The organism is Leptolyngbya sp. CCNP1308, assembly GCF_034932455.1.
In the GTDB taxonomy this organism is placed as follows: domain Bacteria; phylum Cyanobacteriota; class Cyanobacteriia; order Phormidesmidales; family Phormidesmidaceae; genus Nodosilinea.
Map to the genome: position 1 here is coordinate 31,535 of NZ_JAYGIH010000036.1, position 14,980 is coordinate 46,514.

Annotated in this window: 14 protein-coding genes; 6 read left to right on the plus strand and 8 right to left on the minus strand. The window is 58.1% G+C overall.

Annotated elements, in window-relative coordinates:
- The first annotated feature begins 4 nt into the window (after positions 1–4).
- Positions 5–367 (plus strand): MGMT family protein, encoded by a 363-nt coding sequence (locus tag VB780_RS09990; RefSeq protein WP_323351000.1) that lies wholly within the window; start codon positions 5–7, stop codon positions 365–367.
- An 8-nt stretch (positions 368–375) separates the two neighbouring features.
- Here VB780_RS09990 and VB780_RS09995 read toward each other — a convergent pair whose 3' ends face one another.
- The 4 genes from VB780_RS09995 to psbB form a co-directional block, all read right to left on the minus strand.
- Positions 376–1,356: a 30S ribosomal protein S1 gene (locus tag VB780_RS09995; protein WP_323351001.1), complete on the minus strand. Its 981-nt coding sequence runs from the start codon at positions 1,354–1,356 to the stop codon at positions 376–378.
- Positions 1,357–1,578: 222 nt separating this feature from the next.
- The gene (gene nrdR, locus VB780_RS10000) at positions 1,579–2,103 is read right to left on the minus strand and encodes a transcriptional regulator NrdR (RefSeq protein WP_323351002.1); all 525 of its coding nucleotides are present in this window, start codon (positions 2,101–2,103) and stop codon (positions 1,579–1,581) included.
- Positions 2,104–2,313: 210 nt separating this feature from the next.
- Positions 2,314–2,412, minus strand: a complete 99-nt coding sequence (locus VB780_RS10005; RefSeq protein WP_073607450.1) for a photosystem II reaction center protein T — start codon at positions 2,410–2,412, stop codon at positions 2,314–2,316.
- A 114-nt stretch (positions 2,413–2,526) separates the two neighbouring features.
- A complete protein-coding gene (gene psbB, locus VB780_RS10010) occupies positions 2,527–4,056 on the minus strand; it encodes a photosystem II chlorophyll-binding protein CP47 (protein WP_323351003.1) in 1,530 nt (509 codons plus the stop codon).
- 351 nt (positions 4,057–4,407) lie between these two features.
- On the opposite strand from psbB, the gene VB780_RS10015 reads away from it, so the two are divergent.
- From VB780_RS10015 to VB780_RS10025, 3 genes are all read left to right on the plus strand, one after another.
- Entirely contained in the window at positions 4,408–4,746 is a 339-nt protein-coding gene (locus tag VB780_RS10015; RefSeq protein ID WP_323351004.1) for a 2Fe-2S iron-sulfur cluster-binding protein, read from the plus strand.
- A 203-nt stretch (positions 4,747–4,949) separates the two neighbouring features.
- A complete protein-coding gene (gene psbM / locus VB780_RS10020; RefSeq protein ID WP_017300174.1) occupies positions 4,950–5,060 on the plus strand; it encodes a photosystem II reaction center protein PsbM in 111 nt (36 codons plus the stop codon).
- Positions 5,061–5,247: 187 nt separating this feature from the next.
- Positions 5,248–6,024: a proteasome-type protease gene (locus VB780_RS10025; protein ID WP_323351005.1), complete on the plus strand. Its 777-nt coding sequence runs from the start codon at positions 5,248–5,250 to the stop codon at positions 6,022–6,024.
- Between the two features lie 30 nt (positions 6,025–6,054).
- Here the strand turns inward: VB780_RS10025 and VB780_RS10030 are convergent, their stop codons facing one another.
- A complete protein-coding gene (locus tag VB780_RS10030; RefSeq protein ID WP_323351006.1) occupies positions 6,055–6,840 on the minus strand; it encodes a 4'-phosphopantetheinyl transferase family protein in 786 nt (261 codons plus the stop codon).
- Between the two features lie 94 nt (positions 6,841–6,934).
- Here VB780_RS10030 and VB780_RS10035 point away from each other — a divergent pair, with 94 nt between their 5' ends.
- A complete protein-coding gene (locus tag VB780_RS10035; protein ID WP_323351007.1) occupies positions 6,935–8,164 on the plus strand; it encodes an NAD(P)/FAD-dependent oxidoreductase in 1,230 nt (409 codons plus the stop codon).
- A 227-nt stretch (positions 8,165–8,391) separates the two neighbouring features.
- Here the strand turns inward: VB780_RS10035 and VB780_RS10040 are convergent, their stop codons facing one another.
- Positions 8,392–8,967: a TMEM175 family protein gene (locus VB780_RS10040; protein ID WP_323351008.1), complete on the minus strand. Its 576-nt coding sequence runs from the start codon at positions 8,965–8,967 to the stop codon at positions 8,392–8,394.
- Positions 8,968–9,174: 207 nt separating this feature from the next.
- On the opposite strand from VB780_RS10040, the gene VB780_RS10045 reads away from it, so the two are divergent.
- Positions 9,175–10,650, plus strand: a complete 1,476-nt coding sequence (locus tag VB780_RS10045; RefSeq protein ID WP_323351009.1) for an NYN domain-containing protein — start codon at positions 9,175–9,177, stop codon at positions 10,648–10,650.
- 7 nt (positions 10,651–10,657) lie between these two features.
- Here VB780_RS10045 and purF read toward each other — a convergent pair whose 3' ends face one another.
- Together purF and purL are read right to left on the minus strand one after the other, a co-directional pair.
- On the minus strand, positions 10,658–12,178 hold the full coding sequence (gene purF / locus VB780_RS10050) for an amidophosphoribosyltransferase (protein ID WP_323351010.1): 1,521 nt from the start codon (positions 12,176–12,178) through the stop codon (positions 10,658–10,660).
- A gap of 368 nt (positions 12,179–12,546) precedes the next feature.
- On the minus strand, positions 12,547–14,928 hold the full coding sequence (gene purL, locus VB780_RS10055; protein WP_323351011.1) for a phosphoribosylformylglycinamidine synthase subunit PurL: 2,382 nt from the start codon (positions 14,926–14,928) through the stop codon (positions 12,547–12,549).
- Positions 14,929–14,980 lie beyond the last annotated feature (52 nt).

Below are 14,980 nucleotides of genomic sequence, written 5' to 3' on the forward strand. Positions count from 1 at the left end.
GCCCATGCTGACCTACGAGCGCATCTATGCCGTAGTTCGCCAAATTCCTCGGGGTCAAGTCGCCACCTATGGACAGGTTGCTGAGCTAGCGGGTCTAGTGGGTAAACCTCGCCTGGTGGGCTATGCCCTCTACCGAGTCGATATGGCCAATGATGACGTACCCTGGCAGCGAGTCATCAATGCCAGGGGAGAAGTGTCTGAGTCGCCCCGCCGCAACGGCACCGACTATATTCAGCGGGCCATGCTAGAGGACGAAGGCATTGAGTTTGACCACCGGGGTCGCATTGACCTGAGCCAATACAAATGGTGCCCGCCCGATAGCGTGATCGAGCAGGCACTAGCAGCATTTAGAGAAAAACTGGACTGAGCAAGAGCCTAGTCAACGGCCACAGCCACTTCCTCTTCCTCGACGTAGACCTCTTCGGGTTCGTCGATGACTTCACCGGCCTGCTCGGCGGCTTGGCGACGCATGGCTTCGCGGTACTTGGCGGCCATTTCCTCAGCCTTGTCGTAGACCAAGTCAGGGTTCTTCACCATATCGCCGGGCTCGGGCTCTAGCTGCTTAGTCGAGAGCGAGATCCGCCCCCGCTCGGCATCGAGGTCGATGATCATGACCTTGATTTCGTCGTTGACGTTGAGCACGCTATGGGGCGTATCGATGTGGTCGTGGGAAATCTCAGAGATGTGCAGCAGACCACTGACGCCGCCGATATCGATAAAGGCACCGTAGGGCTTGAGACCGCGCACCGCACCCAGCACCACTTCGCCCACCTGAAGACCGTTCATCTTGCGCTCGACCAAGGCGCGGCGGTGGCTGAGCACCAAACGGTTGCGCTCTTCGTCCACTTCCAGAAACTTGAGGGGCAGGTCTTCGCCCACCAGGTCTTCCTTAGGCTTGCGGGTGCTGATGTGGGAGCCAGGGATAAAGCCCCGCAACCCCTCAATCCGCACCAGAGCACCACCGCGGTTGGTGGCAAATACCCCAGAACGCACGGTGGCGTCTTCCTGCTGGAGCTGGCGCACCCGTTCCCAAGCGCGCATGTACTCAATGCGGCGAATGGAGAGGGTCAGCTGACCGTCTTCATTTTCGTCGGTAAGAATAAAGAACTCGCGGGTTTCGTTGGAGCGCAACACCTCTTCAGGATGGTCAACCCGGTTGATCGACATTTCCTGAATCGGGAGATAGGCGGCGGTTTTAGCACCGATATCAATCAGGGCGCCCCTGGGCTCAAGGCTAAACACGGTGCCAGAAACCGTATCGCCTGGGTTGAAGTGATAGTCGTACTTGTCTAAAAGTGCGGCAAAGTCTTCGTGTGTAAACCCGATGTCAGCGTCCTTTACGTCCTGATTGAGCATGCTAGTGTTGTCCTATTATTTCTCCGTAATACTGCGGTTTCCGTGTAGACGTACAAAACAATCAACTCAGATATGTGACAGCCAGCCCCCACGCAGCAGCGTGCCGACATAGACAGCCCGATAAACCCACAGGATTAAAATTATAGCTGAATAGGCGGTGTTGTTGATCTACGCCGCTAGGATTGGTTTGAGTTTGCCCTCAAATTCACTGCCAATACTAGCTCATAGCGATTGGGCAGAAATCACGTAGGTGGAGGCCTGGCCGTTCTCGGGATTGCCCACGGGGCGATCGCCCCGGTCATCTTGAAGCTGGCTCAACGTTTCTGCAAAATCGCGAATGCCCTGAAACTGACGATACACCGAGGCAAACCGCACAAAGGCCACCTCATTCATGGCCTGGAGTTTGGCCAGCACCATGTCGCCAATCTCAGCGCTGCTCACCTCGCGGGTGGCCCGCTGCTGCAGTTCGGCCTCAATGTCATCGACGATCGCCTCCATGGCCAGGGACGACACCGGGGTTTTTTCGCAGGCCCGCACAATACCCCGCAGCACCTTGGATCGCTCAAACAGTTCTCGGTCCGCGCTGCGCTTGATTACCGTAACGGGCACATACTCAATGCGCTCGTAGGTCGTAAATCGTCGCTCACACTGCAAACACTCTCGCCGTCTGCGAATACTGCGTCCTGCCTCCGCCGATCGCGATTCTAAGACTCGATTGTTCAGATGCTGACAGAACGGGCAATGCATAGACACACTCCCAACGGGAGGAAAAGACCGAGCCACAGTGCTTTAAAGCCATTGCAGCCGGGAAAAAATAAAGGCAAACCTTCCCATCAGCGGAAAGGCTTGCCTCTATATTAATTAAATTGTGAGAAAACAATCGAAATGAATCGAAAGTCCTGCCAAATTTGCGTAAACCCCAGGCTAGCGTCAGTCTAAATGACTAGGTCGCCAGGATTAATCCTTAGAAATGCGGGGGGGTTCGCGGAATGCGATCGCAAAGAAAAGGGTGCCAATGATGCAGGCAAAAATGAAGATGTAAGCGACAGCTTCCATGGTGAAAAGGCTCCTATCTCAACCGGGTTATCTTTAGTTTACAAGGATTAGATGGAACGTGCCCGGCGGATGATGGCTTAGAATCAACCGCCGGGCACCTTAGCTCACGGGAAACTAAACCGTTTCTTCTTTACGAGTACTGGTATCTCCCACCTTCGCAAAGAAACCCCATTCCACCTGTTCGGGAGACAGGTCGGGGTCAACACCTGCAAACACATCGCGGAACAAGGTACGAGACCCGTGCCAGATGTGACCAAAGAAGAACAGCAACGCAAACACCGCGTGACCGTAGGTAAACCAGCCCCGAGTGCTCGTGCGGAACACCCCGTCAGAACCGAGGGTTTCGCGATCGAACTCAAAGGGTTCACCCAGTTGGGCTTTACGAGCATAGCGCTTCACCAGAGCAGGCTCAGAGATCGTTTGACCGCCGAGCTCACCGCCGTAGAAGGTCGCAGTTACGCCAGTCTGCTCAAAGCTGTACTTAGACTCAGCCCGACGGAAGGGAATGTCAGCCCGAACGACGCCATCTTTGTCGACCAACACCACGGGGAAGGTTTCAAAGAAGTTGGGTAGGCGGCGCACAAACAGTTCGCGCCCTTCTTTATCTTTGAAGACCGGGTGACCCAGCCAGCCCTCGGCGATACCATCGCCCTGAACCATGGGGCCAACCCGGAACAAACCACCCTTAGCAGGGCTGTTGCCCACGTAGTCGTAGAAGGCCAGCTTCTCAGGAATACCGGCGTAGGCCTCGGCTAAGGAGTATCCGGCGTTGACATCGCCCTGAACCCGACGCTGAATCTCTTGCTTAAAGTAGTCGCCATCCCACTGGTAGCGGGTGGGGCCAAACAGCTCGATGGGGGTAGCGGCACTGCCGTACCACATGGTGCCAGCCACCACAAAGGCCGCAAAAAACACCGCTGCGATACTACTAGACAGCACTGTCTCGATGTTACCCATGCGCAGGGCCTTGTAGAGGCGCTGGGGTGGGCGCACCGTCAGGTGAAACAGGCCAGCGATAATGCCCACAATCCCGGCGGCGATGTGGTGAGCCACAATACCTCCCGGGTTGAAGGGGTTAAAGCCTGCCGAGCCCCACTCGGGGGCAACCCCCTGCACATGGCCGGTAAGGCCGTAGGGGTCAGACACCCACATGCCAGGGCCCCAGAGACCGGTCAGGTGGAAGGCTCCAAAGCCAAAGCAGAGAAGGCCCGACAGGAACAGGTGAATACCAAACATTTTGGGCAGATCCAGCGCCGGTTCCCCGGTGCGAGGATCGCGGAATAGATCTAGATCCCAATAGACCCAGTGCCAGCAGGCGGCTAAAAATAGCAGCCCCGACAGCACGATGTGAGCCGCTGCCACCCCCTCAAAGGACCAAAAGCCAGGGTTGGCGGCGGCGCCAGTGACGCTCCAGCCACCCCAAGAATCGGTGACGCCCAGGCGAGCCATAAAGGGCAGCACAAACATGCCCTGCCGCCACATGGGGTTCAGCACAGGGTCGCTGGGGTCAAAGGTAGACAGTTCAAACAGGGCCATCGAGCCAGCCCAGCCAGCTACTAAGGCCGTATGCATTAGGTGTACAGCAATCAGTCGCCCGGGATCGTTAACGACGACCGTGTGTACCCGGTACCAGGGTAGTCCCATTGACTACGCGCCTCCTCTAGGTAAAACAATGTTGTTTTGGGAATTGTCTTAAGCATGCCAGTACTGATTAGCCTATCAGAATCAGGCTCTCAGTAATGCCCCAATTGCCCCGTCATCCTGCCATTGCCTGAGGGGGCGATGTCATTGTTGGATGCGGAATCATTTGGTACAGATGAGATGTAACAATGAAATTACTTAACGAAGTGTAACTAGTCCCAATTTCTCTCGCAACCAGCTTGGGCCTTAGCCGAGGCCGATCGCGAGGGTTACGGTTCAAAGACACCTCGTCCCAGCGGTTAAAGGCTTGATTTACCGCTGCCAACGACGCAGAACGCTAAGGAGATTCCCCTGATGGTCAATGTTAAGTTTGTTAACGAAGACACCGAGATTGTCGTTGCCGATGGGGCGAACCTGCGTTTTAAAGCCTTAGAAAACCGCATCGATATCTATACCTTTAGCGGCAAGCTGATGAACTGCGGCGGCTATGGCCAGTGCGGCACCTGTGTTGTAGATGTGGTGGAAGGGGGCGAGAACCTTTCGGCCCGCACCCAGGTAGAAGAGCGCAAATTAAAGAAGTGGCCTGAAAGCTGTCGGCTAGCCTGTCAAACCACGGTGCATGGCCCGGTTTCAGTGGCCACAAAGCCCAACCGCAAGGCCCTGGCTCAAGCTAAAGCTTCGAAGAGCGCCTAGCCCTAGTTGTCTGGATTCAGCTTAGGGGGTTTGGGCCAGCGCTGCATTCTCAGCGGGTAGAGTGATATTCTGAAGTCATTGGGTCTTTGGCGCAGCAAGTCTTGGGCAAGTCGGGCTGAAACAGGTTCGACAAGGGCAAGGATGGCTAGCGTTAGACGCTCGATGCGACGTTGTTGGGTTGAGAGTAGTAGAGGCAAGCACTGATGGAAGTCAATAAGCTTGGTTTTGTAGCCAGCATTCTTTTTGTTCTGGTACCGACGGTTTTTCTGCTAATTCTGTACATCCAAACCTCTAGTAAGCAAACCGGATCGTAAGATCGCGGTTGAGGGCTGTGGTGTTAGGTCGCTGCTACGCTGGCTCAAGGGGCAGCGAGCCGAGCTGTGAGAATTAGGTGTATTCTTAGGGCGCTGGGTTAACCGGCGCTTTTTTGCGGTTTTTATTAGGTTGCGGCAGTCTAAGCCCATGGGTTGCGAGGCCGCTATGACGTACCGTTGGAAACCCATGACCTACTGTTTGGGCATTTTGGTGAAGGAAGGGTTGGTGCTGGCTGCCGACTCCAGAACCAATGCTGGGGTTGACTACATTTCGTCGTACCGCAAGCTGTTTGATTTTTCTAAGCCCGGCGATCGCGTCATTTTGCTCTGTACCTCGGGCAACCTGTCGATTACCCAGGCGGTGGTGCATCGGCTGGAGCAAGATATTAAGCACGATCGCGAGCCCAATCTGCACAGCCTGCACAGCCTTTACGACATAGCTCGCCACCTGGGGGAGCAAATTCGCACCCTGCAAGAGGCCGATCGCGCCTGGCTGGCCCAGGACAAGATTGATTTTAAGTGCAGTTTTTTGCTGGGCGGTCAGGTGCAGGGCGAGGTGCCAGAGCTGTTTTTGATCTACAGCCAGGGCAACTGCATCAAGGCCACTCCCGAAACGCCGTTTTTGCAGATTGGCGAAACCAAGTACGGCAAGCCCATCTTAGATAGAACCCTGGGGTTTGACGTGCCCCTCGATGCGGTGGCCAAGTGTGCGCTGCTGTCGATTGACTCGACCATGCGATCGAACCTGTCGGTGGGGCCGCCGATTCATATGGCCATGTACCAGGCCAACAGCTTTGAGATTCGCCATCGAGCCAAGTTTCAGGCGGGGGATCCTTACCTGATCAAAATGCGGAAGCACTGGGAGGTGGCCCTGCGGGAAGCCTCGCTCAGCATGCCCGATATTTCGTGGAACCACGCTGACGCCCTCTTACCCCTAGGGATACCCGATCCGGGCGATACCTAGGTAGGAGCGGGGGCCGATCTCAGGTTAGTCCTAGTTAGGCCAGTCTCCGGCTAGGATGGCGGCGGGAGTCGTCGGCCAAAGGTGCAAATGATCTGGCCCTAGGTGGGGAGCTTGAACGGCGATCGCGCCCATATATCCCGGTTCTAGCTGCCACTGATAGAGCTGACCTGGGTGCTCTGCCCCACGGCAAACCACTTTGGCCAGGGTTGGAACCGAGGTCAGCTTGGGAGTCTCTAAGATCAGCTCCAGGGTCTGTATGGCGTCGGCAATACCCAGACCCAGGGCTTTGAGGCAGGCTTCTTTACCCGTCCAATAGCGTAAAAACTGGTGGTCTGCCTCGGGATGTGGCAGCGCTAGCACGGTGTTGGCCTCAGCAGCGGTGAGGTAGCGGCGACATAGCCCCGATAGATGCTTTACCGGTCGCAGGGTTTCGATATCCACACCAATGGCATTCACTTCATCTGCGGTGCTAATGGCTACGAGCAGCCGCTGCCCACTGTGGGATAGGTTGAACCTCGGCAGGGGGAAAGTTTTACCGCCGTCTGGGCTCAGTTCTGGCTTGCCCTTGGGGCCGTAGGCAAAGGTGAGAGCGGCGGGCGTTTGGCCGGTGTAGCGGCTGAGCAAGTAGCGTAAGCACCCGCGACTGATGAGAAACTGGCGCTGGGCAGCGGGCCAGTGGATGTGCTGTAGCTGAGCTAGTTCTGTCGGCGCTAGACAAGCTTTAAGGGCTGCTTGTACGGTCGTTTTAAGGGGCTCGGTAGAGAGCAGCCAAAGATCGACGGTAGGGGATGAATAGCCCTGGCAAGACTCAGACATAGATGAGCAATAACGGTGACGAGTAGCCGGGACAGCCTAGCGCTATTGTGCAGTAAGCTGGGCACCCTTGGCACAGCCCCCGCGTTCCTTTCCTATGTCTTTGAAGCGTGCTCTCTCTGCTGACTTAAAACCTGCGACTGACGCTGTGCGAATCTGCATTTTGGGCGGCGGCTTTGGTGGGCTGTACTGCGCGCTGGCTCTACACCAGCGGCTCAAACAATCGCCCCGGCCTATTCACATTACCCTGGTCGAGCCGCGCGATCGCTTCAACTTTACCCCCCTGCTCTACGAACTGCTCACCCAAGAGCTAGCCCCCTGGGAGATCGCCCCCGCTTATCGAGAGCTGCTCAAGCACACCAACCTTGACCTGCGCCAAGACTGGGCCGAGCACATTGACTTGACCCAACAATCTGTCACCCTGCGCCACGGCGAACCAATCCCCTACGACTATTTAGTGGTGGCGCTCGGTAGCCAAATGCGGCCCCCTACTACCCCCGGTAGCCAGACCCACAGCCTGCCGTTTAACACCTTGCATGATGCTGAACAGCTAGAGCGACGATTAAACGACCTCGAACAATCTCCGAAGGTGCGGGTGGTGGTGGCCGGGGCTGGCCCCAGCGGCGTCGAGCTGGCCTGCAAACTAAGCGATCGCTTAGGATCCCGAGGCCACGTCACCGTGGTCGATCGCCGGAGCGAAATTCTGCGCTCCTATCCGCAGCGCATCCAGCGGGCGGCGGCGCGGGCCCTGGCCAAACGGGGAATAGAGGTCTATCTGGATGCTGCGATCGAGGCGGTCGATGCCAGCGGCCTGACTTTCGGCTACGAGGGGCAAACCCACCACTGCCCAGCCGATGTGACTCTATGGACGGTGGGCACGGTGCCGCGATCGTGGCTGGGGAACAATGCCCCTAAACTCACCCCCCTGGGGCAATGCCCGGTGAGACCTACTCTGCAATTACCCAACTACGACAATGTTTTTGTACTGGGGGATATGGCTGCCATGCCTGCGCCAGGTCGCGATTCGCAGAGCGATCCGTCCCGGAATCGCGCCCCCACCACGGCCCAAGCGGCTTACCAAGCTGGCCCAGCGGTGGCCCACAATCTGCTGGCGCTAATCGCCAATCGACCCCTCAAGCCCTTTGTCTACAACCATTTGGGCGACATGCTCACTCTCGGCCAAAGGGAAGCGGTGGTGTGCGGGTTTGGGCTGTGCATCACGGGGCGCTTGGGGGCTGTTTCGCGCCGCTGGGCCTACTGGCTGCGGCTGCCCACCCACGCCCACCGCTGGCGGGTGCTCAAACACTGGCTGGGTTTGAGGAGCTAGCGATCCCCAAAATTCTCTCGGCGGTAGTTTATGCGGCAATCTGTTCAGAGCAATTGGGCTAGGGTCAGTTTCCACCAGGGGGTTGCTCGATAACCTGCGGGGTTTTTTGCAGCGCCCGGTGGGCAGCGGTCAAGGTCTTGAAAAGTTTTTCTAAATGGTTGAGCGCGATCGCCCTGGTTCTCATCGCCATCCTCACCCTGTGAGCCGCCCCCGCCCATCCTCAGAATTTAAGAAGTTAAAGCCCTTTCGATGCGGCGATCGGGGATCAGCCAAATGATGGCGACGCAAACATAGAGCAGCAGGGATAGCCAGGAATTGAGGAAGGCGAGGGGAATAGCGATCGCATAGAGCACGACCGAAATCTTGCCCTTCCAGTCGCGCCCCACCGCGATCGCCAGGGCCGAGTCTCGGCCCTCACAGGCAATCAGCATTCGACAGAGGATGTAGTAGGCGATCGCCGCCGCTAGCAGTACTCCCCCGTAAAACGCCACGGGCAACGCCGCAAAGTGGTTCTCCCCCGTCCACCCAGTGACGAAGGGAATCAGCGATAGCCAAAACAGCAGGTGCAGGTTGGCCCACAGCACATTGCCATTCACCCGGCGCACCGCCTGGAACAAGTGATGATGGTTGTTCCAGTAGATACCGATGTAGACAAAGCTCAGCACGTAGCTCAAAAACACCGGAATCAAAGGTCTCAGCGACGTAAACCCAGCTTCGTGGGGTATTTTTAGCTCTAATACCATAATGGTGATGATGATAGCGAGCACGCCGTCGCTGAAGGCTTCTATTCTGCCCTTGCCCATGGTGTCAGCGCTCCATATACGCCGGTGTAGATATCGTTCACTACAGCAAATGCCTAGATATGCTGAAGTTTACCCTGCTTAGCTCAGCGGCGGCGTAGAGCTAGGGAAAACAGGGAACCCAACGGCGATCGCCCCCCATCCCCTCTTTGGAGAAAGATTAATTTTCTATCGTGTAGACTAAGCCATTAATTTCTTAGGCCGACCGGCATGACCCGCTCCCCTGAGCTGCTTAACCCAGAGCGCAGCGAGAAAATCGCTCGTTGCCTGCACGCCGCACTCCTTAAAACTCAGCAGCAGAGAGCAGATCTGCTGACGGAGGCTGGCAGAACCTGGCTACAGACCACCTCTGCCGAAGGGCAAATTGCCAAGCTCGCGGGACTGCTGGAGCAGCAGTCCACTGTGCCGACTCTGCTGAGAGCCGTCGAGCGGATTCTAGAAAAGCTATTTGTTCCTGCTTTCCAAGGCTCTAAGCCCTACCGCCAAGTTTTACAGCAGGTGCAGCGGTTAGCGATTCCGGTACGGATACTCGTTCCGAGTCGGTTCCCGAACGCTTCGCGAATCGCCCCTCCCGCTCGTCCTGGGCAGTCCCCAGAGCCCGAACCCCAGGACGAGCTCTCCCCCCTTCCCTGGGTTGGGCTTTTGCTGGTGGATGCCGAAAACATGAATCCGCCTGAGGCGCTGGAGGCCTTTCTGCAAACCCTCGGTCAATACCCTATCCGCCATCGACTGGCCTTTGGCAACTGGCGCAGGCTGGGCCGCCGCGATCGCGATCTCTATCGGCGGGGCTATCAGATGGTGCATGTGCCGTCGGGCAAAAATAGTGCCGACATCAAAATGGCCGTAGACACATCCCTCATTACCCTCCAAAACCCGTCGATCCGCGAGGTATTCATTTGCTCTGCGGATACCGACCTGCTTCACCTGGGCTACGCGCTGCTTAACCTGGGGATCCGCGTTCACTGCGTCAGCCATCGCCACGATGGCTGGTTTGAGGTGCTCGATCTGGCCCAGCAAACCACTCAGAAGGTCTACGTTGACTCCGGTGAGGGGGCTGGCCCGGCAGCCGAGTCAGCCCAGCAGGTGATGAAGGTGCCCACCCTAGCAGAAACGGCGCGATCGCTCAAACAGCTGCTGACTCAAGCCCATCAGGATGATCCCGACCAGCCAATCACGATGGGGCATCTGGGCAAGCTGTTTCGCGATCGCCACCACCTTTCCGCCAGCGAGGCTCTCCAGGCCAACTCGGGCTACAAAACCCTGGGGCAGTTTCTCAAATCCCACAATGCCTTTGTCCTTTCCCCTTTGCCCAACAGCAAGCAGGTCGTCGTCACTCTTAAGGCGATCGCTAATGACAACCCCCCAGTCCCGCAGCCTGCGATCGCCCCTAGCCCTCTGCCCCCCGGAGGTGACCCCCCACTGCTCTTACCCATTACCGACGCTCAAACCCTCGAGCAGGCCATTATCAAACTCCTCTGGAGCCTTTCATCCGGACAGCCGGACGGTCAAATTCGCCTGGCAGTCCTAGCCGCCTACTTTGCCCACGTCTACCAAGAGTCCATGAGCGCCGTGCTAAAGCGCATCGGTGAGCCCAAAGGCCTGCCGAAGTTTTTAGCTAAATGTCGCTCTCTGCGGGTGCAAAAACAGGGCGAAGACTGGCGGATTGCCCTGGCCTGTGTCAGCTAGGGCAATCCTACGTCGCCACAGGTTCCTTGGCCTCAAACTTGAGCTTGGCCCGCTTAAAGGGTTCCGGAATTTCCACCGGGTACTTGCCCGTAAAGCAAGCTGAGCAAAAGCTGCCCGGCTCCTGGTGAGTGGCCTCCAGCATGCCTTCCCAACTCAGATAAGCTAGTGAATCCACATTGATTTGCTCGGCGATCTCGTCTAAGGACTTGGTGGCCGCAATCAGCTGATCCTGGTTGTCGGTGTCGATGCCATAGAAGCAGGGGTGAGTGACCGGCGGCGACGAAATCCGCATATGCACTTCGATCGCCCCCGCATCCCGCAAAGCCTGCACGATCTTGCGGCTGGTGGTGCCCCGCACAATCGAGTCATCCACAATCAAAATTCGCTTGCCCTCCAGTACGTCCCGCAGGGGGTTGAGCTTCATGCGAATGCCCACCTCCCGCATCGACTGGGTGGGCTGAATGAAGGTGCGCCCCACGTAGCGATTTTTGATCAGCCCCTCGGCGTAGGGAATTTTTGACTGCTGCGAAAAGCCGATCGCCGCTGGCACCCCAGAGTCGGGCACTGCCATGACTAAATCCACATCGGCGGGCGATTCTTTGGCCAACTGGTGGCCCAGACGGCGGCGATAGCTGTAGAGGCTCTCGCCGTTGACAATGCTATCGGGCCGCGAAAAGTAAATCATTTCAAACACACAAAGCTTGCGCTCCGTGGCCCCTGCCCACTGGCGAGAGATAATCCCCTCCGGGGTAATCCACACCAGTTCGCCGGGTTCAATATCGCGCACGTAGGTAGCGCCGATGATGTCAAGAGCGCAGGTCTCCGAGGCCAGCACGTAGTGAGCCGGCTGCCCCACCTCAGGAATTTCGTGGCCCAGCACCCCCAGCACTAGGGGGCGAATGCCCTGCTGATCGCGGGCACCCAGAATGCCGTTGGGGGTGCCAATTACCAGGCTAAAAGCCCCATAGCAGCGGTTAAAGGCTTTCTCTGCCGCATTCATCCAGTCGGCCCCGTCGTTGACGGCCTCGGCCAGGGCGAAGGCGATCATCTCAGAGTCGGTGGTGGTGACTAAGTCGTGGTCGCGATCAATGAGTTCTTCGCGCAGGTCGGCGGCATTGACCAAGTTGCCGTTGTGGGCCAGGGCCAGATTGCCTAGGCGGGTGGGCACCACCGCAGGCTGAGCGTTGCACACATGGCTCGACCCGGTGGTGGAGTAGCGAGTATGCCCTACCGCAATATGCCCCGTCAGACCTTTGAGAATCTGGTCGTCAAACACCTGGGAAACCAGGCCCATGTGTTTGTAGCAGTGACTGCCAGAGGCATTGAAGGTGGCGATGCCCGCCGACTCTTGGCCCCGGTGCTGAAGGGCAAACAGGCCAAAGTAGGCCAACCGCGCCACCTCTTCATCGGGGGCGTAGAGGCCAAAGATACCGCAGGCTTCTTCGGGCTTATCGGGGCGATTGTCGGCGCAGTGATCCTGGAAAGAATCACCGGACTCGTCTAGGAAAGATTCAGAAGGGAACGTCATGGGTGGTGCAGGGTGGCTTTAGGACCGCAATGGCAAAGGAGCAGAACGTCTCAACACATTTGGCTGCCGCATTTTGCCTTCAATGCGAGCCCAGCTACATCATAGGGTGAGGGCTTTCGGAGTGGTATTAGAAACTACCGAACTTCCCTAACCTATTTAATAGTTCCTTAACATATGAGCGATCATAACACCTGCCGCATTCTCCGTAGACGGCTTCGAAGGCCCTGCGCAGAAAGGATCGTCGGGCTGCAATGAATGTGAGGCACGGCCCACCATTGCTGTGCAGAAGTTTCCTCAGCCTGTCCTAAGGCATGTCATCAATTCTGTCCAAAGTCCTGATCCCATCAGCGATCGATTGATGACAGCCCCTAGCTTTCCCCCGCTAGCCGTTGTTCAATGGCCGTATGCCACCTGTATGCCAGGGCCTCAACCGACTCAGCAATCAGGGTTTGACTCTCTTGGGTAACGAGAGTTAAGGTGTCGCCCTGAACGGTGCCCAGCCACTGCCAAGCACCTGCCAGATGACTCAGGTAAGTCTCCCATTCCGCCTGGTGCTCACGGCTAACGGAGACCACAATTCTCGCGCCGCCTTCCCCAAACAGCAGCCGATCCCACCGCTGGCTGGCTTGACTGGCTTCTAGCGGCAGCTGAACCGCCGCCCCCCGCCGACCTGTAATGCATGATTCTGCCAGAGCCACGGCCAACCCGCCCTCGGCACAGTCATGGGCCGATCTCACCCAACCCTGGGCAATGCCGTAGCGACAAGCTGCCTGCACCCGCTTCTCTAGCGCCATGTCGATCGCCGGGGGCTGCCCGGTCGCCTGACCGTGGACTCCGGCTAGATACTCCGAGCCACCCAGGGTGACTAAGGGATTGCCGTCCACAGTAGCTGTCCCCGTCTGCTCCACAGTGATCCCCAGCAGGTAGATCAGATCACCGTTTTGCTGCCAGCCCTGGCCGCAGGTGCGGCTCAGATCGTCGATCAGCCCCACCATGCCGACTACGGGGGTGGGGTAGATGGGCTGGGGGTTGCCCTGGCTGTCTACGGTTTCGTTGTAGAGGGAGACGTTGCCGCCGGTTACCGGGGTTTCAAACTCTCGGCAGGCGTCGGCTAAGCCCCGGCAGGCGTTGGCCAGTTGCCAGTAGCCGGTGGGCTTTTCGGGGCTGCCAAAGTTGAGGTTGTCGGTCACTGCCAGGGGTAGGGCCCCGACGCAGCTCAGGTTGCGGGCAGCTTCAGCTACGGCGGCTTTGGCTCCTTCATAGGGATTCAGATACACGTAGCGGGCGTTGCAGTCTACGGTGGCGGCCAACCCTCGGGCCACCGCTCCGGGCTGATACCCTGGCACGTTCTCTAGGGGACGCAGGCGAATGACGGCGGCGTCGCCCTGGCCGGGGCGCTGCACAGTGTTGTTTTGCACCTGGTGATCGTACTGGCGGTAGACCCAGGCTTTGGATGCGATTGTAGGCTGGGCTAGGAGCCTGTGGAGAATCCCAGTCCAGGATGTATCCCCCGTGTCAGGCAGTGCGATCCCTGACACCGAGCAGGGGGGAAGACTGGCTTCGCTCCAGGCCCAGGCTTTTTGGGCGTACTCGGGCGGTTCGGCCAGCAGTTCTCGGTGATAGATTGGCGTGTTTTCCGACAGGGCCAGGGCAGGGATTTCGGCGGCAATATCGCCTTTAAATAGAATCCGCACGATGGGGTTGGCGATGACGCTCCCGGCAACCACGGCATGGAGACCCCAGCGCTCGAAGATTTCGATCACCTCAGGTTCTCGGCCTTTGGCGACCACGAACAGCATGCGCTCCTGGGATTCTGACAGCAGGTACTCGTAGGGCACCATGCCCGTTTCGCGTACTGGAATCAGGTCAAGATCTAGCTCAATGCCGACGCCGCCCTTGGCCGCCATCTCGGCGGTGGAGCAGGTGAGGCCCGCTGCGCCCATGTCTTGGGCGGCGACAATCGCCCCCGTCTTAAACGCCTCCAAGCAGGCTTCTACCAGGGATTTTTCGAGAAACGGATCGCCTACCTGCACGGCGGGGCGATCTTGCTCCGACTCATCGGTTAGCTCTGCACTAGCAAAGCTGGCCCCGCCCATGCCGTCGCGCCCGGTGGTGGAGCCCACATAGACCACGGGGTTACCCAGGCCCGCCGCCCCCGATTTGACAATCTCGTCGGTTTCCATAATGCCGATCGCCATGGCATTCACCAGCGGGTTGCCGTTATAAGCGGCGTCAAAGTAAACTTCGCCGCCCACGGTGGGCACCCCAAAGCAGTTGCCGTAGTGGGCAATGCCCGACACCACGCCCTGGCACAGGCGACGGGTGCGGGCATCGTTGAGATCGCCAAACCGCAGGGAGTTGAGTACGGCGATTGGCCGTGCGCCCATGGTGAAAATATCCCGCAGAATGCCGCCGACCCCGGTGGCCGCGCCCTGAAAGGGTTCTACCGCAGAGGGATGGTTATGGGACTCGATCTTGAAGGCCACCCGCAGGCCGTCGCCCGCGTCGATCACCCCCGCATTTTCCCCTGGCCCCACCAGCACCCGTGGCCCTTCGGTGGGGAACTGCTTGAGTAAGGGGCGCGAATTCTTGTAACAGCAGTGCTCTGACCACATCACCCCAAACATGCCCAGTTCGGCCCGGTTGGGGTGGCGGCCCAGGCGCTGCACGATGTCGTCGTATTCCTCGGGTTTGATGCCCTCGGAGGCGATTTCGGCGGGGCTGAAGGGGGCAGCAGCGTAGGCGGTCATGGGGTTGCGGGGTTAGGTGCCTACCGATCTTAGCGGTAAGTGGGGAAGGTGA